Annotated in this window: 23 protein-coding genes; 16 read left to right on the top strand and 7 right to left on the bottom strand. The window is 35.7% G+C overall.

Going from position 1 to position 22990, the window contains the following annotated elements; all coding sequences use genetic code 11:
* Window positions 1–81: 81 nt before the first annotated feature.
* From ACPLVE_RS07755 to dnaA, 6 genes are all read right to left on the bottom strand, one after another.
* A complete protein-coding gene (locus tag ACPLVE_RS07755) occupies window positions 82–2334 on the bottom strand; it encodes a glycoside hydrolase family 31 protein (protein ID WP_424610993.1) in 2253 nt (750 codons plus the stop codon).
* Between the two features lie 11 nt (window positions 2335–2345).
* The gene (gene remB, locus ACPLVE_RS07750; protein ID WP_424610992.1) at window positions 2346–2603 is read right to left on the bottom strand and encodes an extracellular matrix regulator RemB; all 258 of its coding nucleotides are present in this window, start codon (window positions 2601–2603) and stop codon (window positions 2346–2348) included.
* A 12-nt stretch (window positions 2604–2615) separates the two neighbouring features.
* Window positions 2616–3710, bottom strand: a complete 1095-nt coding sequence (gene recF / locus ACPLVE_RS07745) for a DNA replication/repair protein RecF (protein ID WP_424610991.1) — start codon at window positions 3708–3710, stop codon at window positions 2616–2618.
* 10 nt (window positions 3711–3720) lie between these two features.
* Window positions 3721–3927: a S4 domain-containing protein YaaA gene (gene yaaA, locus ACPLVE_RS07740; RefSeq protein WP_424610990.1), complete on the bottom strand. Its 207-nt coding sequence runs from the start codon at window positions 3925–3927 to the stop codon at window positions 3721–3723.
* Window positions 3928–3940: 13 nt separating this feature from the next.
* On the bottom strand, window positions 3941–5053 hold the full coding sequence (gene dnaN, locus ACPLVE_RS07735) for a DNA polymerase III subunit beta (protein WP_424610989.1): 1113 nt from the start codon (window positions 5051–5053) through the stop codon (window positions 3941–3943).
* 237 nt (window positions 5054–5290) lie between these two features.
* Window positions 5291–6622, bottom strand: coding sequence for a chromosomal replication initiator protein DnaA (dnaA, locus tag ACPLVE_RS07730; RefSeq protein WP_424610988.1), 1332 nt, complete (start codon window positions 6620–6622; stop codon window positions 5291–5293).
* Window positions 6623–7108: 486 nt separating this feature from the next.
* On the opposite strand from dnaA, the gene rpmH reads away from it, so the two are divergent.
* The 16 genes from rpmH (at window position 7109) to cphA (ending at window position 22399) form a co-directional block, all read left to right on the top strand.
* A complete protein-coding gene (gene rpmH / locus ACPLVE_RS07725) occupies window positions 7109–7243 on the top strand; it encodes a 50S ribosomal protein L34 (protein ID WP_011026763.1) in 135 nt (44 codons plus the stop codon).
* A 36-nt stretch (window positions 7244–7279) separates the two neighbouring features.
* Window positions 7280–7630 carry a ribonuclease P protein component gene (gene rnpA, locus ACPLVE_RS07720; RefSeq protein ID WP_424610987.1) on the top strand — a complete coding sequence of 117 codons (351 nt, stop codon included), beginning with the start codon at window positions 7280–7282 and terminating at the stop codon, window positions 7628–7630.
* On the top strand, window positions 7627–7836 hold the full coding sequence (gene yidD, locus ACPLVE_RS07715; RefSeq protein WP_424610986.1) for a membrane protein insertion efficiency factor YidD: 210 nt from the start codon (window positions 7627–7629) through the stop codon (window positions 7834–7836). The genes rnpA and yidD overlap by 4 nt, the downstream gene beginning before the upstream one ends.
* A 19-nt stretch (window positions 7837–7855) precedes the next feature.
* Entirely contained in the window at window positions 7856–8476 is a 621-nt protein-coding gene (locus tag ACPLVE_RS07710) for a YidC/Oxa1 family membrane protein insertase (RefSeq protein WP_424610985.1), read from the top strand.
* Between the two features lies 1 nt (window position 8477).
* Window positions 8478–9098 carry an RNA-binding cell elongation regulator Jag/EloR gene (jag, locus tag ACPLVE_RS07705; RefSeq protein ID WP_424610984.1) on the top strand — a complete coding sequence of 207 codons (621 nt, stop codon included), beginning with the start codon at window positions 8478–8480 and terminating at the stop codon, window positions 9096–9098.
* Between the two features lie 96 nt (window positions 9099–9194).
* Window positions 9195–10577, top strand: a complete 1383-nt coding sequence (gene mnmE / locus ACPLVE_RS07700; protein WP_424610995.1) for a tRNA uridine-5-carboxymethylaminomethyl(34) synthesis GTPase MnmE — start codon at window positions 9195–9197, stop codon at window positions 10575–10577.
* A gap of 8 nt (window positions 10578–10585) precedes the next feature.
* Window positions 10586–12475: a tRNA uridine-5-carboxymethylaminomethyl(34) synthesis enzyme MnmG gene (gene mnmG / locus ACPLVE_RS07695; protein WP_424610983.1), complete on the top strand. Its 1890-nt coding sequence runs from the start codon at window positions 10586–10588 to the stop codon at window positions 12473–12475.
* A complete protein-coding gene (gene rsmG, locus ACPLVE_RS07690; RefSeq protein WP_424610982.1) occupies window positions 12468–13187 on the top strand; it encodes a 16S rRNA (guanine(527)-N(7))-methyltransferase RsmG in 720 nt (239 codons plus the stop codon). The genes mnmG and rsmG overlap by 8 nt, the downstream gene beginning before the upstream one ends.
* A 370-nt stretch (window positions 13188–13557) precedes the next feature.
* Window positions 13558–14364: a nucleoid occlusion protein gene (gene noc, locus ACPLVE_RS07685; protein WP_424610981.1), complete on the top strand. Its 807-nt coding sequence runs from the start codon at window positions 13558–13560 to the stop codon at window positions 14362–14364.
* A 99-nt stretch (window positions 14365–14463) separates the two neighbouring features.
* Window positions 14464–15231 carry a ParA family protein gene (locus ACPLVE_RS07680; RefSeq protein WP_424610980.1) on the top strand — a complete coding sequence of 256 codons (768 nt, stop codon included), beginning with the start codon at window positions 14464–14466 and terminating at the stop codon, window positions 15229–15231.
* A 23-nt stretch (window positions 15232–15254) separates the two neighbouring features.
* Window positions 15255–16112, top strand: a complete 858-nt coding sequence (locus ACPLVE_RS07675; RefSeq protein WP_424610979.1) for a ParB/RepB/Spo0J family partition protein — start codon at window positions 15255–15257, stop codon at window positions 16110–16112.
* Between the two features lie 206 nt (window positions 16113–16318).
* On the top strand, window positions 16319–17455 hold the full coding sequence (locus ACPLVE_RS07670; protein WP_424610978.1) for an aminotransferase class V-fold PLP-dependent enzyme: 1137 nt from the start codon (window positions 16319–16321) through the stop codon (window positions 17453–17455).
* Window positions 17456–17479: 24 nt separating this feature from the next.
* Window positions 17480–17983, top strand: a complete 504-nt coding sequence (locus ACPLVE_RS07665; protein WP_424610977.1) for a DUF4446 family protein — start codon at window positions 17480–17482, stop codon at window positions 17981–17983.
* A 17-nt stretch (window positions 17984–18000) separates the two neighbouring features.
* Window positions 18001–18876, top strand: coding sequence for a diacylglycerol/lipid kinase family protein (locus ACPLVE_RS07660; RefSeq protein WP_424610976.1), 876 nt, complete (start codon window positions 18001–18003; stop codon window positions 18874–18876).
* Window positions 18877–18956: 80 nt separating this feature from the next.
* Window positions 18957–19763 (top strand): cyanophycinase, encoded by an 807-nt coding sequence (locus ACPLVE_RS07655; protein WP_424610975.1) that lies wholly within the window; start codon window positions 18957–18959, stop codon window positions 19761–19763.
* Window positions 19760–22399 carry a cyanophycin synthetase gene (gene cphA / locus ACPLVE_RS07650; RefSeq protein ID WP_424610974.1) on the top strand — a complete coding sequence of 880 codons (2640 nt, stop codon included), beginning with the start codon at window positions 19760–19762 and terminating at the stop codon, window positions 22397–22399. The genes ACPLVE_RS07655 and cphA overlap by 4 nt, the downstream gene beginning before the upstream one ends.
* Here cphA and yyaC read toward each other — a convergent pair.
* The gene (yyaC, locus tag ACPLVE_RS07645; protein WP_424610973.1) at window positions 22390–22956 is read right to left on the bottom strand and encodes a spore protease YyaC; all 567 of its coding nucleotides are present in this window, start codon (window positions 22954–22956) and stop codon (window positions 22390–22392) included. The two genes, cphA and yyaC, sit on opposite strands and share 10 nt — an antisense overlap.
* Window positions 22957–22990: the final 34 nt, after the last annotated feature.

Genomic DNA, 22990 nt, shown 5'->3' with positions numbered 1-22990 from the left:
TTGGCAACAAGTCGCATTTACACACAAAATGCCACTTCTTTATTTTGTCAACAGTTTGAAGCTGAGGTTTTAAATAGAACCTCAGCTTATATAAATTTCGTAATTTTCTACTTCCCTCCCATTTACTATCACTCTTCTCACCCCATTGAAATTCTTCAATACAAACCTATACTTTTTAGCTCCACCCTTATAACCAAAATGTAATTTTTCAAATTTTATATTAACTTCTCCTTCATGATAATCAAACTCTATATTGAAAAGGTTATAATTCCCTTTTTTATAATTTAAAGTCTTTCCATCATCTTCGTAGTGCAGGTATTTACCTTTTTCTCCATTGTATATCTCGACTATTTTTTCTTCGATTTCTTCTTCCTCTATGTATGAGAGAGGTTTTTGCTTGACAAGAATAGCTCCCTCTTTAACAAAAACAGGAATTTTATCAATAGGAGCATCAACCAAGTAGTATTTGCCTCCCTCATACACGTCACCATTAAAATAATCATACCAAATGCCTTCTGGCAAATACACTTCTCTTCTTTCTTTTGAAGGAAGATATACTGGAGCTACAAGAAGATTTTCCCCCAACATAAATTCGTCATATATATTATGGGTATTTTCATCCTTTTGATATTCAAATACCAACGGCCTCATTATAGGATAACCTTTCCTGTAAGCCTCGTAGAAAAGGTCATAGATATATGGAAGAAGCTCATACCTTATTTTTATAAACTTTCTGCTTATATCCTCTGCTCTTTTTCCAAAAGACCAAGGTTCCTGATCTTTTGTACCTATTGCAGAATGAACTCTTAGAAAAGGCGTAAAAACAGCTGCCTCTATCCATCTTATAAAAAGCTCTTCATTGCAGTCTCCTTCAAAACCTCCCACATCGGCTCCTGCAAACGGTTGTCCAGAAAGACCTATGTTCATGAGCATCGGCATCATCATTAGAAGGTGTTCGTATATACTTCTATTATCTCCCGTCCATATTGCAGCGTATCTCTGTATCCCCGCAAAAGCAGCTCTGGATAAAATAAAAGGACGATCGTTGGGCCTTTCCCTCAAAAGTCCCTCTTTAGTTGCTAAAGCCATGTAATTAGCGTATAAATTATGGGCTTCTCTATGGGTTATTCTTTCCCCATCTAAAACGTGTATATTATCTTCTGGCATTGTTTTCGTGGGAGTTTCAAAGACAGCCGGTTCATTCATATCGTTCCATATTCCGCTAATCCCATCCCTTATAAAATTTCCTATCTTTTCTGCCCACCAGTTTCTTACCCTTTCTTGAAGAAAATCTGGAAAACATGCTTCTCCGGGCCATACCTTTCCAACATAAGTTATTCCATACTTGTCCTTCACAAAATAATCTTTTTCAATTCCTTCTCTGTATACAAAGTAATCATAATCTCTCTTTACACCAGGATCTACAATCGTTACAACTTTAAATCCCATGTCATTTAGTTCTTTTAACATTTTCCTATAATCTTTAAATGTCTCTTTATTCCAAGTAAAAACTCTATATCCCTCCATGTAATCTATATCAAGGTAAATAACATCGCAAGGTATATCTTTTTTTCTGAAAGTTTTTGCTATTTCAATTACCCTTTCTTGAGGTGTATAACTGTATCTGCTCTGCTGGTTTCCTAAGGCCCATAAAGGAGGAAGCTCTATTCTTCCTGTAATGTATGTATAATTTTCTACAACTTCTTTTATATCATCTCCATAAATAAAGTAATAATTCATCTGCCCACCATAGGCCCCAAAATAGTAGTACTCTTCACTCTCTTCTCCCATGTTGAAAAAGCTGCGAAAACTGTTGTCAAAAAATATGCCATAAACATGCGTTTTATTCATACCTATAAAGAAAGGATAACTTTCGTACAAAAGTTTTGTAGTCTGATTGTGAGTCATAAATTCATCTGTGTTCCACATCTCTAATTTTTCGCCTTTTTTATCAAGATACCCTGCTTTTTCTCCAAAACCATAAAAATGTTCTTCCCTTAATCTCTTATAGCATTTCACCTCTGAATCTTCTATCACAACTTCTTTATAATCCTCATTAATTATGTTGCCTTTTTTATCTTTAAAAGTTATAAATAATGTTTCCATATCGACTTCTATATCTAAACTTTTTGTGCTAATAAACAGTTTTCCATTTTCTTCTTTTACCTCAAAATTTACTGAAGGATAACTCTTTTTTTCTACAGCTATTGTGTCCTTTCTCTTTTCTTCTTTATCTGTTATAAATACATTTACAATTTTATCAGTCAGCACCCTTATTTCTAATCTTTTGGGTTTTCTAAAAAGTATGATTCCTTCTGCAGTTCTTTTAATCATTTTTTACCTCCTCATTCAAACATTTTGCGAGCTCTCCTTATTAAAGTAACAGCAGAGATAGGAGATAAGTATATGATACTTTTTCTATCTCTCTCAGTCAATACAAAAGACTTAGGTTTTTCTTTGGATATATTTACAACAAACCCTTCCTCTTCAGCTATTTTTAAAAATTGAAGGGTTACAGAAGAAGTAGACACTATGTTCATATCAAAAATCCCTATTATCTCTTTATCCGGAACTACTACGTCCCCGCCTAAATGTATGTACATTTCAAAAACCCCCTATTCTCTCATAACAATCCCATCATGAATTCTAAAAATACAATCTCCTTTTACATCTGATCTCGTAGTATGAGTTATAAAAGATTGAATTTCCTTTATCTTTTTCAATACATATCTTTTTCTATTTTCATCTAATTCAGACATGACATCATCCAAAAGCAAAACAGGCTTTTCACCTGTTTCTTCTTTTAAAATTTCTAATTCAGAAAGTTTAAGGGCTAGAACTATAGTTCTTTTCTGCCCTTGAGAAGAATAGATTCTCGAATCATAACCGTTTATAATCACTTTAAAATCTTCCCTATGAGGCCCTACTCGTGTAGACATATACTGTACATCAAAAGGCAGGCTCTTTGACAATTTGTCTTTTAATTTTTCTTTTATAAAATTTTCATCCTTGATTTCTTTTTCTCCTACACTATTTAAATACACTATATCCAGTTTTTCATTCGAAATTTCCATCAAAAGATTTGTCATAATCTCTTTTAGTTTGTCTATGTACTGTCCTCTTCTCTTTATTATCCTTGCTCCATATTCCGAAAGTTTCTCATCAAATATTTCAATAAGGTCTTTACCCTTTCCCTCTTCTCTTATTTTTCTAAGTAGACTGTTTCTGTTAGACAATGCCCTGTTATACTGAAGAAGGTCAAAAAAATAATTTTTGTCTATGACCGAAATACAAGAATCTAAATATTTCCTCCTGCGGGAAGGTCCTTCTTTTATTATTCCTATATCTTCAGGAGAAAATATTACAGTGAGAAAATGACCTAGAATCTCTCCCATGGTCTTTAACTTATTTCCATTTACTTTTACAACCTTGTTTCCGTTGGACCTGTATCCAAACTCTATTTTTTTCTCATAAATAGCATTGCTTTCAACAATACCTCTTATGAAAAAATACTGTTCTCCAAATTTGATTATCTCAGACATCTTACTTCCTCTGAAGGACCTTCCCATACTGAGAATCCTTATAGCTTCTATGAGATTACTTTTTCCTTGAGCATTTAAACCATATATGAGATTTAATCCACTGCAGAACTCTATTTTTTGTTTTTTTAAGTTTCTAAAATTATCTACAAGAATCTCCTTTAGGTACAAAAGGATCTCCTCACTTTACTATGAAAGTCTTGCCCTCCACTTCAATTATATCACCCTTATAAAGTTTTCTTCCTCTTTTAAGTTCTATTATGCCGTTTACTTTCACCTTTCCCTCCTGTATAAGAGCTTTTGCCTGCCCTCCCGTATTACAAACTTTTGCATATTTTAAAAACTGTCCCAGCGTTATATACTCCGTTTTTATATAAATTTCTATCATTAAAACACACCTCTTAATTCAGTTTAACCGGCAGTATCATATAAAGATATTCCTTTTCACCTACTGGTTTTATTATTAGCGGATTTATACTATTTATGAAATAAAGTACTACTTCTTCTTCATCAATTGCTTTAAGAGCATCCAACAAGTACCTAGAATTAAACGCAATTTCAAGAAGCATTCCTTTTACCTCTACTTCAAGTTTTTCTGACATACTTCCCTTTTCAGAATTTGAAGATATTATTATGAAATTATCACCAATATTAAACTTTACCAGATTATTTTTGCTTTCGGCTATCAAAGAAGCTCTTTCAAGGCTATCCATAAAAATTTCTTTGTTTACCAAAACCTCTGTTTTAAAATCTCTTGGCAGCACTGCATTGTAATTTATAAAAGTTCCTTCAAGAAGTCTTGAGATAACTTTTGTATTATTTATCTGGAAAAGCACCTGATTTGAAGTATAGTATATGTATACATCCTCCTCTTCCTCTTTTAATATTTTCGAAATTTCCTCCAGAGTATCCCCTGGAATTATGAGAGAATATTTTTCTACTTCTTCTTCAAAAAAGGCTTCTTCGGATTTGTAGGAATATATTGCCATTCTAAATCCATCCAGAGCTACAGCCTTTATCTCGTTTTGAAATACCTCAAAGAGCACTCCTGTGAGAATAGGTCTGGTCTGTTCTTCTGATACACAAAATACCGTTTTCTTTATGAGGTCTTTGAGAACCGATTGAGAAAGCTTGAAAGATTTTTCTCTTGATACCTCGGGTATCTCGGGAAATTCCTCGGGATTACTGCCTGAAAGCGAAAAATTTATGTCTCCGCATACAACTTTGATGAAATTATTGGTATCACTTACGACCTCTACTTCTCCTTCTGGAAGTTTTTTTACAAGGTCAGAAAAAACCCTTGCTGGAATTACAGCTTCTCCTTCTTGTTGCACAAGTGCAGGGACCTCACATTCGATCCCTATTTCAAGATCTGTACCTATAAACTTTATCTTATCATTCTTTGCTATTAACTTTATTCCCTGAAGTATAGGGAGGGTGGTACGGGAGGATACCCCCTTTATAGCTGTATTAATACCTTCCGATAATGAATTTTTATCACACACAAATTTCATATTTTTCACTCCTGTTTTTAAGAATATTTATTTTAAAAGCGGCATAAAATATTTATTTAGTATAAGCTTTAGTAGTAAGAGGAGTAGAAGCTGTTAATTTGTGAGTATTAATTTTAAAAGCTTAAATTGAAGGTTTTTATGATGTGAGTAAAATGAGGACAAGTCTAAAAAGTTATTAACATTATTAACAAACGCTGATATCAAAAACATATAAACAGGGATATCCCTGTTTATATGTTAATAACCTTTTATCCTCTTTTTAAGCTCTTCGATCTGTCTTGCAAGGGATTCGTCCTGTTTTATCTCTTTTGAAATTTTTTCATAAGCGTGTATCACAGTGGTGTGATCTTTTCCAAATTCTTCTCCTATTTTAGGAAGAGATAGGTCTGTAAGTTCTCTTGCTAAATACATTGCTATTTGCCTGGGATATGCTATGTTCTTGGTTCTTTTTCTTGACCTGAAATCTTCTATTTTTATGTTGTAGTATTTACATACTTCTTCTTGAATAAGCTTAACCGTTATTTCTCTCGTTTTATTAGAGACGATGTCTTTTAGTGCGTGTTTTGTGAGTTCTAAGTCTATATTTGATTTTGTAAGTGTTGCAAAAGCTACTATACGTATCAAGGCTCCTTCCAATTCTCTTATGTTCGATTGTATTTTTTCAGCCACATAAGAAAGAACTTCATCTGGGATGTTTAAATTTTCTGATTGGGCTTTTTTCTTCAGTATAGCTACTCGTGTCTCATAGTCTGGGGGCTGAATGTCTGCAATAAGTCCCCATTCAAACCTTGACCTTAACCTTTCTTCCAGAGTAGGTATTTCTTTCGGTGGCCTATCGCTTGATATAACAATCTGTTTGTTAGCCTCATATAAAGTATTAAAAGTATGGAAAAATTCTTCTTGTGTCCGTTCTTTATTGGCTATAAACTGAATATCATCTATTAATAGGACATCTATGTTTCTGTACTTATTGCGGAATTCTTCGTTTTTATCATCTTTAATAGAGTTTACTAATTCATTTGTAAACGTTTCAGATGTCACGTACATTATTTTGTAGCCAGAATGGTTTTTGTTTATGAAATGACCTATAGCATGCATTAAATGAGTTTTTCCAAGGCCCACTCCTCCGTATATAAAAAGAGGGTTGTAGGCTTTTGCGGGTGACTGAGCAACTGCAAGGCACGCAGCATGAGCTAGTTTATTGCTGTTTCCTACTACAAAGGTGTCAAAGGTGTATTTTGGGTTTAAAGTCGATAAAAGAGTAGATTCAAAAGAATTTTCCTTTTCCATGGATTCTTTTATTTCTTTGTATTCTTCTTCATCTTCTGATAGTATTTTTATGTCTATAAATTTATTTGTAACTTTAGATGCAGCGTCGTAAATTATGTTAATATATCTTCCATTTATTATATTTTTTGTAAAAGTATTTGGGGTGCTTAAAAATAAAGTGTCTTCTGAAAATGCCAAAGGTTTTATATGAACTAACCAAGTATTATAGCTGGTGGGGGTTAATTCACTTTTTATAACCTCCACTATCCTCTCCCAAATTTGACGGTAATCACCATACATCGTATGACCTCCTAGGCTTAAAGAGATAATTGTGGATAATTTTATAAAAAGGGTGGCATAGTATATTATCGTCATAATTCTTTTGTGGATAAGTGCTTTTTAATTTTGTTGAAATTTCTTTTTTAAAAAACAGTTTTCAAGGTACTGTTGATAAAAATGATGTTAAAGAAAAATTGCGACAAAAAAATTGACCTATCAAGCTTTTTTAAGATTTAAATAGGTCGATTCACACAGGAATAACAACTTATCCACAAACTTATCAACAATCTGTGAATAACTTTTTAAAACTGTGGCTAAAATTTATATAAGTTATCAACAGGTTTACTTTTATAATAGCAAATTATCAACAGATTATCAACTAAGAAAAAAATTTTTATCTACAATTTCTGTAGATAAATTTTTCCCTGTTGATAAAGTCTTTGTTGACATCCCATTTAATTAACGTTATAATTTTTATAGCATTTTTAGGTTATAGGAGGGGTAATAATGCTTCGCACTTATCAACCTAAAAAAAGACATAGAAAAAAAGTACATGGTTTTAGAAAAAGAATGTCCACAAAAGCAGGAAGAAATGTATTAAAAAGGAGAAGATTAAAAGGAAGACACAGACTCACAGCCTAAGGCCTAAATGGCCTTTTTTGCCATGTGGAGGTATAGATGAAAAGAAGTGTAACAAAACTGAAGAAGACCAGAGAATTTAAAAGGGTATATTCTGGTGGAAAGAGCGTTTCCAATCGATTTGTGGTAATGTATTATATGGCAAATGGACTTAAGATAAACAGGGTGGGTTATTCTGTCAGCAAAAAAATAGGAAAGAGTGTAGTTAGAAATAGGGTAAAAAGACTTCTTCATGAAAGCTTCAGAAATTTAAATCCTTTTCTTGAGCAAGGTTACGATGTGGTATTTGTGGCGAGGGGAAAGATTGCAGATATAGACTTTCATACTTTGAAAGAATCGATAGAAAAATTACTTAAAAAAACTCCTTTATATAAGGAGAGGGAAAAATGAAAAATTTTGTCATATTTCTAATAAGGTTATATCAGAAATATATTTCTCCCTTAAAGCCAAGGACTTGTAGATTTTATCCCACTTGTTCCCAATATTCTATAGAAGCAATTTCTAAATATGGACTTTTAAAGGGAGGATTAATGTCTATTTGGAGGATTTTACGTTGTAATCCCTTTAACCCCGGAGGTTACGACCCTGTAAAATAACTGTTTTTGGAGGTATATTATGGCAACGATTGCGATGTATTTAGGACAGCTTTTAGAGTTTATTCATCACTATGTAGGAAATTATGGTGTAGCTATAATAATTTTTACTGTTTTTATAAGGGTTCTTCTTTTGCCTTTTTATTTAAAACAGATGGATACGATGAAAAAGATGAAAGAAATACAACCTTTAGTAGAGGAGCTAAAGAAAAAATACGGTAAAGATCCCCAGAAGCTTAATATTGAAACAATGAAATTGTATCAAGAAAAAAAGATAAATCCTTTTGGGGGATGTCTTCCCATGCTTTTACCGTTGATAATACTGTGGCCTCTTTTTATGATGTTAAGGACTTACCCGGCTTTTTCTACAGCTTCCTTTTTATGGATGCATAGTTTGGCAGCAAGAGACCCCTACTACATTATACCAATTTTAGCTACTGTAACTACCTATATCTCTTCTGCAATGATAGCTACTGATAAGAGCCAAAATTCTATGAATATTTTCATGTCCCTCTTTATGGGGTATATTACTGTCACTTTGCCGGCTGGAGTGGGGATTTACTGGGTTACAAGCAATATATTCCAGATAATTCAGCAGTATATTTTTATGAGAGAGACAAAGACGCTCAAGGGGGAATCCTGAGTTGAAAGAGTTAATAAGAACTGGTAAAACGGTAGAGGAAGCCATAAATCTTGCTTTACAGGATTTTGGCGTTCCGAGAGAAATGGTGGACATAGAGGTTCTGGACGAAGGGGGAAAAGGTTTTCTAGGTCTTATAAGCAAGCAGGCTATTGTTAGAGTGGTTTTGAAGGATGTCATCAAAGAAAGTGCTAAAAATTTTTTGCAGAATGTGATAAATGCTATGAAACTGGATGTAACCTTTGATATCGAGGAGACAGAGGATACTATAAAATTTAATCTTCAAGGGAAAAATGTGGGACTTCTAATAGGTAAAAGAGGGGAAACTTTAGATGCTCTTCAGTACCTTGTAAATGTAGTGGCAAGCAAATATAAAGGTTATGAAAGATATAGGAGAATAGTCTTAGACGCAGGAAATTATAGGAAGAGGAGAGAAGAGACTCTAACGCGACTTGCTAGAAAGTTAGCAAGGAAGGTAATGGAGACGAAGGAAAGTATAGAATTAGAACCTATGAGTCCTAATGAGAGAAGAATAATTCACCTAGCTTTACAAGATCATCCCTATGTTGAAACTTATAGTGAAGGAGAAGAACCTAATAGAAGAGTTATAATTGCTTTAAAGTAAACCCTTTTATGGGTTTTTTTATTTTTTGATTGAAAATGTTGAAAAGTTGGTATATTATTTTATGTGATTGTTAAGAAACAGAAGGTCGGTGATAGAATGGAGTTTGATACTATTGCTGCTATTTCCACTTTTCCTGGTGAAGCAGGAATAGGTATTGTTAGAATAAGTGGAGAAGATGCTTTAGAAATTCTTTCGAGGATTTTTAGACCCTTCAAAAAAAAGGACATAAAGGCGGTAAAAAGCCATACAATTCACTATGGGCATATCGTAGACCCTGAAACAGGAGAGGTTTATGATGAGGTGCTGGTGACAGTGATGAAAAAACCTCACACATATACCAGAGAAGATGTCGTGGAGATCAACTGTCATGGTGGGATTGTAGTGACATCCAAAATTTTGGAGCTAGTTTTAAGAAATGGTGCTAGACTTGCTGAACCGGGAGAATTTACTAAAAGGGCTTTTTTAAATGGAAGAATAGATTTGTCTCAAGCTGAAGCAGTAATTGATATTATAACTTCAAAGACGATGCTTGCTAATAGGTATGCACAAAAACAACTGGCAGGAGTACTGGGACAGAAGATGAGAGAGTTGAGGGACAAGATAATGGGACTTTTAAGTCATCTTCTGGCTTTAATTGATTTTCCGGAAGAAAATGTGGAGGAGCTTGAGAAGTCTGAAATCAAAAAACGGGCTGAAGAAATATTGAAAGATATAGAAAAATTGATTGATGCTTCTGAAAGTGGGCGAATAATAAGAGAGGGGCTTAAGACTGCTATAATAGGAAAACCAAATGTGGGAAAATCCTCTCTTTTAAATGCACTTTTAAGACAAGAAAGAGCTATAGTGACAGATATACCTGGTACGACGAGGGATGTAATAGAAGAATATATGAGTATAAAAGGTATTCCGATAAAACTTATAGATACGGCAGGAATAAGGCATACAGATGAACTTGTAGAGAAAATAGGTGTAGAAAAGAGCAAGGAAGTATTGGCTGAGGCTGACCTTATCCTGTTTGTTTTAGATTCTTCGAGGGAACTTTCAAAGGAAGACTATGAAATTTTTGATATAATCTCTGGGAAGAATGTCATATATGTACTTAACAAAATTGATCTACCAAAAAAAATTGATGAAACAGAGTTAAAAAATTTAGTAGGAAATGGTATAATAGTAGAGGTTTCTACTATAAAAGGGTTGGGACTTGATAGATTAGAGACAGAAATATACAATTTGGTATTCAAAGGTAGGGTATCTGCGGGTGAAGAAGACATAATAACTAATGCAAGACATAAAGAGGCTCTTATGAATGCAAAGAAGTATATGGAAAGTGTTCTTGAAGCTATTGAAAAAGGTTTTAGTGAAGACTTGATAACAATAGACGTAAATGGAGCCTTAGAGGAAATAGGAAAAATCACCGGAGAGACTGCTACAGAGGATGTCATTAATCAGATTTTTGAAAGATTCTGTATTGGGAAGTAGGTGGTAAGATGAGGTATGTTGCAGGAGACTATGATGTATGTGTGATTGGGTTAGGACATGCTGGAAGTGAAGCTGCTCTTGCATCTGCCAGATTAGGTTTGACAACTGTAGGTTTTGCAACGAATCTAGATGCAATAGCACTTATGGCTTGTAATCCTTCCATTGGAGGACCTGCTAAAGCTCAACTGGTGAGAGAGATAGATGCTTTAGGGGGCGAGATGGCAGTAAACACCGATAAGTCTTTGCTTCAGATGAGAACTTTAAACACCAGCAAAGGTCCTGCCGTCAGGTCTTTAAGAGCACAAGTAGATAAGAAACTTTATCAATCAAATATGAAGCATACTTTAGAAAGACAGGATAATCTGGATATAAAACAGGCCGAAATTGTAGATATATTGGTTCAGGATAATAAGGTAGTAGGGGTCGTTACAAAGCTTGGTGCCGTTTATAAGTGCAAGGCTTGCATAATAACGACAGGTACTTTTTTGAGAGGGAGAGTAATAATAGGGGAAGTGGGATTTGAAAGCGGACCGAGTGGCCTTTTCCCTGCAAAAGATTTGTCAGAAGCTATAAAGAGATTGGGTTTTAGGATGATGAGATTTAATACTTCTACGCCTCCAAGGGTCGATAAAAGAACTGTAGATTTTTCTAAAATGATTGTACAACCGGGGGATGAAGTTATAACTCCTTTTTCTTTCCTGCATGATAAGATTGAGATAGAGCAAATACCCTGCTGGCTTACTTACACAAATAAAAAAACCCATAAGATAATAAGGGAAAACATACACAGAGCTCCTCTTTATACAGGGGAAGTAGAAGGAGTTGGTGTTAGGTATTGTCCTTCTATTGAAGATAAGGTAATGAAATTTCCTCATAGAGACAGACATCAGATTTTTGTGGAGCCAGAAGGGCGTGACACCTATGAGATGTACATTCAAGGTTTATTTTCCAGTTTTCCAGAAGACCTTCAAATGGAAATATTGAGTACCATCCCGGGGCTCGAGAATGCAAAGATTATGCGCCCTGCCTACGCTATTGAGTACGATTGTATAGACCCTACGCAGCTTAAAGCTACTCTTGAGACAAAATTGGTGGAGGGGTTGTATTTTGCAGGGCAGGTGAATGGAACCTCTGGATATGAGGAAGCTGCAGCGCAGGGAATAATGGCTGGCATAAATGCGGCTTTAAAAATTTTAGGAAAACCACCCTTGATTTTAGATAGGTCTCAAGCATATATAGGAATTTTAATAGATGACTTGGTTACAAAGGGAACGAATGAGCCGTATAGAATGCTCACATCTAGGGCTGAGTACAGATTGATTTTAAGACAGGACAACGCAGACTTTAGATTAACGGAAATCGGTAAGAAAATTGGACTTGTTACCGAAGAAAGATATGAAAAGTTTTTAAGGAAAAAGATTCAACTGGAAAAGGAAATGATGAGGATTCCTACTGTGATGGTAAAACCTACAGAAGAAGTTAACAGCTTTTTGATTTCAAGAGGAAGCACTCCTATTGTCTCAGGTGTTGACCTTTACACATTGCTCAAGAGACCAGAAATTGATTATAAGTCTACTAAATTTTTAGATCCGGGAAGGCCGGAGGATATTTTAGACAGTGTGGCAGAACAGATTGATATAAATATAAAGTATGAGGGTTATATTCTAAAACAATTGAGGCAAATAGAACAATTCAAGGCGATGGAGAACAAAAAAATTCCTGAAGACATAGATTATTATCAAATTCACGGGCTCAGCAATGAAGCAAAAGAAAAACTTTCACGAATAAGACCGACTTCCATTGGACAGGCTTCCCGTATTTCAGGAGTTTCGCCGGCCGATATTTCTGTTCTGTTAATATATTTACAACAGATGAGGAGAAAGAAGTCAGATGAGTGAAAAAATGATGAAAATGCTGGTTGAAGGGGGAAGAATTTTAGGAATATCTTTGGAAATGTTCCACATGGAACATTTCCAAAGATATTATTCTGTTTTAATGGAGTGGAATCGAAAAATGAACCTAACTGCGATTACTGAAGAGGAGGAAGTCGTTGTAAAACACTTTCTTGACAGCATATCTGTTTTAAAAAGCGATAAAATAAAAGGCGATGAAAAAATAATAGATATTGGGACGGGAGCAGGATTTCCTGGTATCCCTTTAAAGATAGTTTTTCCTAATTTAAAACTTACATTGCTGGAAGCTTCTAAAAAGAAAGTCAATTTTTTATCTTATCTGTCTCATGTGTTATCTTTAACAGATGTTGAAATAATCCATGGGAGAGCAGAAGAACTGGGTCATGCGGAAAAATACAGGGAAAAATTTGAGATAGCAATTGCAAGGGCTGTAGCACCTCTTAATGTTCTATTAGAATATGCTATTCCGTTTGTTGAGCCAGATGGCTATTTTATAGCCATGAAAGGGAGAGAGATTGGAGAAGTTAAAGAATGCAAAAGGGCTTTTGAAGAATTAAAATGTGCGGTGGAGAATATAGTTGAAGTGAGACTTCCCTTCAGTGATATACTTCACCATCTAATCGTGATAAAAAAGAAAGAGCATCTTCCATTGAAATATCCAAGAAAAGAGAAGTTAATAAGAAATAAGCCTTTATGACAAGATCGGGTTTTAGTGATTTTAATAAAAATAAAGTTCTGCTAGTGAAGGTTTTAGATGTCTGAGTAACTATGCAGAACTTTTTATTTTTTGGTTTTTATAAAAGATTTTTATGCTATAATTCATATAGATGTTGTCAGAAAGGTAAAGTAATATCCAGAAGATTTCGGGGGCGGCTTCTCTATGGAAAGGATGGTGGTTTTGGTTGTAGGTAGACAGTTAAGTTAAAAATGATAGCTTTTGTATAAATGACTAAAAAACTTGCAAAGTTTGCGAATGAAGAATTTTTTTATAATTTTAGAAGGATTTTCCTTATTTATGTCGAATATATATTTTCATATGTGGTAGAGTGAAAAGTGGGGTGTGAGAAATGATGCCTAATAAAACTTTAGAGGTCCTTTACCTACCTGTGGATGCTATAAGACCTAACCCGTATCAGCCACGTAAAACTTTTGACATGGAGAATTTAGAGGAATTGGCCGAATCCATTAAGGTTTATGGAGTGCTCCAACCCATAATGGTAAGAATGGTAGGAAACAACTCGTATGAATTGGTGGCGGGGGAAAGGAGATTGAGAGCTTCGAAATTAGCAGGTCTTAAAGAGGTACCAGCAATAGTTATCAACGCTCATGATCAGGATTCAGCAATTTTATCTTTGATTGAAAATTTACAGAGAGAAAACCTGAATTTTATAGAAGAAGCCCAGGCTTATTACAATTTGATAAGTGACCACAATTTGACCCAGGAGCAACTAGCAAGAATATTGGGGAAAAATCAGTCTACTATCGCTAATAAATTGAGAATTTTAAAATTAAGCAAAGATATTCAAGAAAAACTATTAGAAAATGATTTAACAGAAAGACATGCAAGAGCCCTTCTAAGACTGCCTGATGAGGAATTGCAGAAAAAAGTTTTAGAAACCGTCATCAAAAAGAAGCTCAATGTAAGTCAAACGGAGAAACTTGTACAAGAAGTTATAGATAGTATAACGAAAAACCCAAAAGGCCCAGTGAGAAATGGGAAAAAGATGATGAAGTTTTATAAAGATATAAGGATTTTTGTAAATACGATAAAGGAGACGGTCGAAGCGATGAAGAAATCTGGCTTAAAAGCAGAATATACACAAAAAGAAGAGGAAGAATATCTGGAGTTTGTCATAAGAATTCCCAAAAAATAATATTGTAAAGGCCCCCTGTAGTAGTGTTCCATGTGGAACAATAGAGTAAACAATGATATAATAGACATAAGGATTGCCTGACAAACAGGGGGTGAAACAGTGGGAAAAGTAATGGCCGTTGCTAATCAAAAGGGAGGAGTAGGCAAGACTACTACAGTTATAAATTTAGGATTTGCGCTGGCGATGAAAAACAAAAAAGTTTTGTGTGTGGATATAGACCCGCAGAGCAACATGACAAGTGGTTTTGGTGTAAATCCTGCCTCATTAGATCACACAACCTATACTGTACTGATTGAGGAAGAAAACATGGAAAGTGCTATATTAAAGCTTGAAGAGTATGGGTTAGATATAGTACCTTCCAGCATACAACTGGCTGGTGCAGAAATTGAACTTGTCCCAATGATTTCAAGGGAGTACAGGTTAAAAAAAGCGATAGAAACTGTGAAGGATAGGTATGACTACATACTAATAGACTGTCCTCCTTCACTCGGGCTTTTGACAATAAATGGGCTTACAGCCGCTGATTCTGTAATTATTCCTATTCAATGTGAATACTATGCTTTAGAGGGACTTACCCAGCTTATTAATACCATAAACCTTGTAAAAAAGAGTTTGAATCCCTCATTGGAAATAGAAGGAGTAGTACTTACAATGTTCAACGCCCGAACAAACCTGTCTATTCAGGTTGTAGATGAAGTAAAGAAATTTTTTAAGGACAAAGTATATAGGACTATTATTCCCAGAAATGTAAGGTTAGGGGAAGCACCAAGCTATGGCAAACCTATTTCCTTATATGACCCATCTTCTAAAGGAGCAGAAGCCTATGAAGATTTAGCGGAAGAAGTAATAGAAAGGGCGGGAATATAAAAATTTCAAAAGGTGGTGTTAGAGTGGCTGTTAAAAAAGGTTTGGGAAGAGGTCTTCAGGCTCTTATTCCGGAATCTCGAGAAGAATCGCAGGGCATAGAGATGGTAGAAATAGACAAAATATTTCCCAATGAGTATCAGCCGAGGAGACATTTTGATGAGGAAAGCTTGAAGGAATTAGCGGATTCGATAAGAGAACATGGAATTGTGCAGCCTCTGGTAGTCAGAAGACAGGGAATGTCATACCAGCTAGTAGCTGGTGAAAGAAGATGGAGAGCAGCCAAGATGGTGGGGTTAAGAGAAGTGCCTGTCGTAGTAAAAGATCTAGATGACCAGGAGGTCATGGAAATTGCGCTTATTGAAAACCTTCAGAGGGAGGACTTAAACCCCATTGAAGAAGCAAAAGCTTACAAGACATTGATGGAACAGTTTAATTTAACTCAAGAGGAAATAGCAAAGAAAATAGGTAAGAGCAGATCTGTCATTGCTAACAGCATAAGACTTCTTAATTTAGACGAGAGAGTGCAAGATATGCTTGTACAGGGCAAAATAACCGTTGGTCATGCAAAAGTAATTCTTTCTATATCAAGTAAAACTCTTCAGTATGAAGCTGCTAAAAAAATAATAGAAGAAGAGCTAAATGTGAGAGAAACGGAAAAGCTGATAAAAAGTCTCTTGAGTCAGAAAGATAAGAAGAAGGAGAAAAAAGATGCAAGGAAGATTGATGTACATATAAAGGAAATAGAAGATAATTTATGTAATCTACTCGGGACGAAGGTGCAAATCTTACAGAAAGGTCAAAATAGAGGAATTATACAGATCGAATATTATGGAGAAGAGGACTTAAACAGAATTCTGGACATTATTTATATGTTCAAATAAGGATAGATTTGAAACCTTTAAATGCCATGGACTTTTAAAGAGTTTCTTTATACTGTTAACAGCATATCTGAAGGGGCTTTGAACAGTCCCTTATTTATTTTTGTTGCCAATGATTATGAATAGGTATAAAATATTAATTAGAAAGAGACTCCTTGATTGCTTTACTCATATATTAGAGGAAAGAATAATTAAAAGGGGAGTTAAAAATGATATATTTAGATAATGCTGCTACTTCCTGGCCAAAGCCGGAGGAAGTATATTTAGAAGTAGATAGAGTGTTGAGAAACTGTGGCAATCCCGGAAGAGGCGGCCATAGGATGTCTCTTGAAGCTGGGCGAGTGATTTTTGAAGCAAGACAAGAGATAGCTTCTCTTTTCAACGTGAAGGACCCCATGAGAATAGTTTTTACCTCCAATACTACAGAGGCCCTTAATATCGCCTTAAAAGGTGCCCTCAAGGAAGGAGATCATGTAATAACTTCAAGTATGGAACATAATTCTGTTGCAAGGCCATTAAACAGATTGAAAGAAGAAGGAGTAGAAGTTACAATAGTAAAAGGAAATGAGGAAGGGAAAATTGACCCTGATGATATAAAAAAAGCCGTAAAAAGGAACACAAAGATGATCGCAATAACTCACGCTTCAAATGTAACAGGGACTATAATGCCTATTGAGGAAATAGGGAATATTGCCCGGGAAATGAATTTAATTTTTTTAGTGGATGCTGCTCAGACAGCAGGAATTTTGCCCATAGATGTCGAAAGATATAATATAAGTTTGCTAGCCTTTCCGGGGCATAAAGGTCTATACGGCCCTCAAGGGACTGGAGGACTTTATGTTAGAGAAGGAATAGAACTAATTACACTAAAAGAGGGAGGAACGGGAAGTAGATCAGAACTTACTTCTCAGCCTGATTTGATGCCAGATAAGTTTGAAAGCGGAACATTGAACACTCCTGGTATTGCTGGGCTTAAAGAAGGGGTGAAGTTTGTCAAAAGAATAGGGATAAATTCCATTAGGGAACATGAGTTAAAACTTACAAAGCTTATGCTGGAAGGCTTGAGAAAAATTAAAAAAGTAAAAGTCTATGGACCTCAAGATTTGAAGGATAGAGTGGGAGTTATTTCTATAACCATAGAGAATAGAGATGTTGGAGAAGCAAGCTATATATTAGATAGAGAATTTGACATTGCAGCGAGAGCAGGTCTTCACTGTGCCCCTTTAGCACATTCTACTATAGGAACTTTAAAAACTGGTACGCTAAGGTTTGGGATCGGCTATTTTAATACGGAAGAAGAGGTTATAAAGGCGATAGAAGCTATTAAAGCAATTGCACAAGATTAATTTTTAGAAATTGGAGGAGAGGATATGCAGAATATTTTGGAATTTATATACAGCAACATTCCACTTTTTACAATAACGCTAGTGTTTTTAGTAGTTTTTGAATCGGTACTTTTATTGATTCTTAATGCGAGGTTTTTAAAAGTTAAAAGGACTTATGAAAAAGTCATAGATACGCTAAAAAGAGAAGATGTGTTAAACCTCCTTCAAAAAATTCTTACAGAAACAGAAGAGATAAGGGATGATATAAATCAAATGAAAATAAAAATAAATGCGATAGAAAGAGAAAGCAAGAAAGCCATTAAAAAAGTGGGTATAGTAAGATATAATGCTTTTCCTGATGTGGGGTCTGATTTAAGTTATTCTATTGCCTTTTTAGATGAGGAAGACAATGGCGTTGTGATATCAGGAATTTATGGGCGCCACGAGACAGCTACTTTTGCAAAACCAGTGGAAAGAGGGCATTCAAAGTACCCTCTTTCAGCAGAAGAGGTACAAGCTATAGAGAGGGCGAAAAGAAAAGCCTTGTAATGTGGGGAGTGATCAAATTGATTGCTTTCATTGTGAATCCTGTTGCAGGAGGAGGAAGAGCTTATAAAAAAATTCCTGAAATCCGACGCATTATGAAAAAGAAATTAATCGATTACAAAATTTTTATAACTAAATACGCAGGGCATGGCAAGGAGTTGGCGAGAAGAGCCGCAATGAGTGGTTTTAAAGTGGTTGTAGCTGTGGGAGGAGATGGGACGGTTTTGGAGGTAGTAAATGGCATAAAGGGGACTTCAGCTGCACTGGGAGTTATTCCTGTAGGAACAGGTAATGATTTTGCGCGATATTTCCACATACCTAAAAAAATAGAAAAAGCTATAGATGTTTTGATAATGGGGAATGTAAAAGTGATAGATGCTGCTTTAATAAATGGTATGTTGACTTTTGGAAACATTGCCAGCACCGGCATTGCCTCTGAAACGGCAGCTTTGGCTATTCGATTTAAAAAATTTCTCACAGGCATATGGGCTTATTTAGTAGCGCTTTTAAATGTTCTTTTTAGGTACAAGCCCTATTCTGTTAAGATAAAAATGGATGATAGGACAATAGAAAGAGATATAACGATTTTTGCTGCTGGGGTTTTGAGTTATTACGCTGGAGGAATAAAACTTTTACCGGGAGCAGATCCTCATGATGGGTGCTTGGATGTGATGATAGTCGGAAGAGTAAATAAAATAAAAATTCTTGTGCTTCTTCCTTTAGTTATTTTTGGTAAGCATGTGCACATAAAGAGTTTAGTAGAGACGTATAGGACAAAGAAGGTAGAAATAGAGGCGGATAGAGAGATACCGATAACTGTCGATGGCGAAATATTCTACAGCAATAAAATTGAAATAAAAGTGGAAGAAAATGCTATTAAATTATGTACGCTATGATTTTAAATAGTATATTGAAATAAACTCTCAGGAATAATAAATTATGAAACCTGAGAGTTTATTTATTTTTGGAGGATGCCATGAAGAAAGGTAGACTTGTGGTGATAGGAGGAGCTGAGGACAAGAATGAAAGATGTGAAATTTTAAAAGAAGTAGTAGATTTAGCAGGTGGAAAGGAGAGCAGGATCGTAGTTGTGACCGCAGCTACAAAGAAGCCTGAAGAGGTGGGAAATACCTATGAGAAGACCTTTAAAAAATTAGGAGCTAAAAATATCAGCATAGCAAATGTAAATTCCAGAAAAAAAGATGAGATAGAAAAGAGCAAAGAGATACTAAAAGATGCCGATTGTATATTCTTTACGGGAGGAGATCAGCTCAGAATAACAAGTATATTGGGAGGAAGTGGAATAGATAAAATGCTCCAAGAGATGCACGAAAAAGGTGTCTTGATAGTAGGTACAAGTGCAGGAGCATCTGCCATGTCACAGACTATGATTGTGGAAGGGAATGATGATGACTCACCAAGAAAATGTACTATAAAAATGGCACCAGGGTTAGGACTTCTAAAAAATGTGCTAGTAGACCAGCATTTTGCACAAAGAGGGCGAATAGGAAGATTACTTGCAGCAATAGCGCAGAATCCCAGTTATCTTGGGGTAGGAATTGATGAAGATACTGCTATAGTTGTAGAGGAAGATCACTTTAAGGTCATTGGCAATAATGCTGTTACAGTAGTTGACGGAAGGTGGCTCACTTATTCTAATGTTTCTGAATCGCAGCCAAATGAAATACTGGCTTTGACAAATGTTTTAATTCATATACTGCCATCAGGTTATCGTTTTGATTTGAGGAAGTGGCAGCCTGTAATTGAGGAGGATAAAGCATGAAGATAAAAGAAATAAAGGTATATAGAGGGAGAAATGTGTACAGCCATAAACCGGTAATAAAAATGACCGTTGATATAGAAGGAGAGGAAATCCCCACAAAAGACATATTTGGATTCAATGAGGCCCTTCTTGATTTGCTTCCTGGTCTAAGAAAACATACATGCTCTTACGGATATGAAGGAGGGTTTGTAAAAAGGTTAGAAGAAGGCACATACCTTCCTCATGTGACAGAACACATAATTTTAGAACTTCAAAATGTATTGGGATATGACGTTAAGTTTGGAAGAGCGCGGAATGTTGAGGGAAGCCTGTATAATGTAATATTCGAGTATGGGTTAGAAGAATGTGGGATAAGGACAGCAAAATTGGCAGTGGAACTTGCAAATAAGCTTATAAAGGGTGAAAAAATAAATTTGCAGGAAAAATTAGAGAAGATCCGCGATATAATTACGGAAGTAGAATTAGGCCCCAGCACTATGGCTATAAAAATGGAAGCGCTAAAAAGAGGAATACCGGTTACTAGAGTGGGAAACGGCAGTATACTGAGATTAGGTTATGGGAAATATCAGAAGATAATCGAAGGGACCATATCTCAGAATACCAGCTGTATTGCTGTAGATATTGCTTCAGATAAGATACTGACTAAAAAAATCCTTAAAGATTATGGGCTTCCTGTTCCTGAAGGGGACGTGGCTTATACAGAGGAAGAAGCTGTTTCAATAGCAGAAGAATTAGGGTACCCTGTGGTTATAAAACCTTACAATGGTAATCAGGGCAAAGGAGTGCATTTAAATATCTCGAACAGAGAGGAAGTAATAGTAGCTTATAGAAACGCCAAAAATTACAGCGACATTGTAATGGTAGAAAAACAGGTCAAAGGAAGGCACTATAGAGTTCTGGTAGTAGGAGACAAGGTGGTGGCCGTTTCGGAGAGAATTCCTGCGCATGTTGTTGGAGACGGGGTTCATACGGTAAAAGAATTGATCGATATAGAGAATAAAAACCCTTTAAGAGGAAACGGGCATGAAAAGCCACTTACCAAAATAACAGTAGATTCCGTTTCAAAAATGGTACTTCAGAAACAAGGTCTTACTCTGGAAGATATTCCGAGAAAGGGTAGAAAAGTTTTCTTAAGAGAAAATGCTAATTTGAGTACAGGAGGAATTGCAATAGATAGAACAGATGAGATACATCCTCATAACATAGAAATCGCAGTAAGGGCGGCGAAAGCTATAGGACTTGACATAGCAGGGGTAGATATAACAATGGAGGACATAAGAAAACCTATATCGGAGGTAAATGGGGCTATAATAGAAGTAAATGCATCCCCAGGGATAAGAATGCATCATTATCCCAGCAAGGGTAAACCCAGAAACGTTGCGAAGGCAATATTGGACATGCTTTTTCCTAGAGGCAGCAAAGCAACCATACCTATTATATCTATAACAGGCACTAATGGGAAAACTACAGTAACCAGGATGACTGCTCATATTCTGAGGACGTATGGATATACTGTAGGTATGACCAGTACGGATGGCATATATATTGACGATAAGTGCATATACAAAGGCGATAATACAGGTCCCAAAAGTGCTAGGACTTGTCTTGCAGATAGGAACATAGATGCGGCAGTGTTGGAGACGGCAAGGGGAGGAATTTTAAGAGAAGGATTGGGGTATGACTTGGCAGATGTGGGGGTTATAACAAATATATCGGAAGACCATTTAGGAATAGATGGAGTAGAAACCCTGGAAGACCTGGCATTTGTTAAAGCATTGGTAGTAGAGGCAGTAAAAGACAATGGCTACAGTGTATTAAATGCTGATGACTCTATGACGCCTTTTCTCGCAAAAAGAGCCAAAGGTAAAATAATATACTTTTCTATGTACGATAATAATTTGACCATAAAAAGGCATATTGAAGAAGGCGGAATAGCTGTATATGTCAAAGATGGGGTTATTGTTATTGCCAATGGACAGATAGTTCCAGTACTGAAAGTGGAGGAAATTCCTGCCACCATGGGAGGAAAAGTATTGCACAATATAGAAAATGCTCTTGCTGCCGTTGCCGCTTCCTATGGAGTAAAGGTGCCGATAAATATAATAGCAAAGGGATTAAAAACTTTTTATCCAGATGCTGTCCACAATCCTGGTCGGTTTAATCTGCTTAACGTGGCAAATTTCCGAGTGTTAATAGATTATGGTCACAACATTGAGGGTATAAGAAAGGTAATAGAAGCTGCAAGAAAACTCGATCCAAACAGACTTGTGGGGGTAATAGGTGTTCCTGGCGATAGGACAAATTCCAGCATATTTAAGGTAGGAGAAGTTTGTGGCAATGGTTTTGACTTTATCTATATAAAAGAAGATGAAGATTTAAGAGGAAGAAAACCCGGAGAGGTAGCCAAAATTTTGGAAGAAGGCGCTATAAAAAGCGGCATGGATAAAAAGAATATAAAAATCATTTTAAAAGAAGAAGAAGCGCTAAAAGTAGCGATGTTAAATGCTGAAGCCGGAGATCTAATCGTAGTATTTTATGAAAAATATGAGCCTTTAATAAAGGTGATAGAAGAATTTGCGAAAGAAAGGACTGTCAAAAGCATAGGAGAAGAAAACAAAGTAAGGGCCTATTCGTAGGCCCTTACTTTGTTTTCTTTACTTACTTCCATTATGGTCCTGAAAATACCAGCTGCTATGATGTCGGCCATTTTCATAACGGTGTGCAAGCGAGTATTCTGCAATACCATGTATTCCATGAAACCAGATATATTCACTATGCCCGTCACAAACATGTCACCCACAGGGGGAAGGTCTTTAGAGACACCTGCGCCGGGCTTTATAGGTCCTTTCCCGACAGATATGTGACCTATGTGCTTTAATGAACCTAAAGAAGCGTCAATCGCTATTATGAAGGGCATGTAAAAGCTTGAATTTATCTCTTCTAAGACCTTCATTATATTTTTTGCATGGAGAGGTTCTTCTAATGTACCAAATACATGGGCTTTATTTCTAAGGAGAGGTTTTAGTTTGTATCCTGTCAAGGGACCGAGACTGTCTCCCGTTGACCTATCTGTGCCTATGCATAGGAGAATTATTTCCCTGTAAGATCTTGTATATAAACTTTTAAAGTATAGCCGGAAAGCGTTATAAAACTTTTCAAAAGAATTTTTGTCTTCTATATTTATGAATTCCATTTGATACCCCTTTCTTTTATACAGGTCTTTAAAT

Origin of the sequence: Caldanaerobacter sp. (genome assembly GCF_049701115.1) — a bacterium.
In the GTDB taxonomy this organism is placed as follows: domain Bacteria; phylum Bacillota; class Thermoanaerobacteria; order Thermoanaerobacterales; family Thermoanaerobacteraceae; genus Thermoanaerobacter.
The sequence above is the reverse complement of the archived record's forward strand: the minus strand, read 5'-3'. Positions and strand labels throughout refer to the sequence as shown.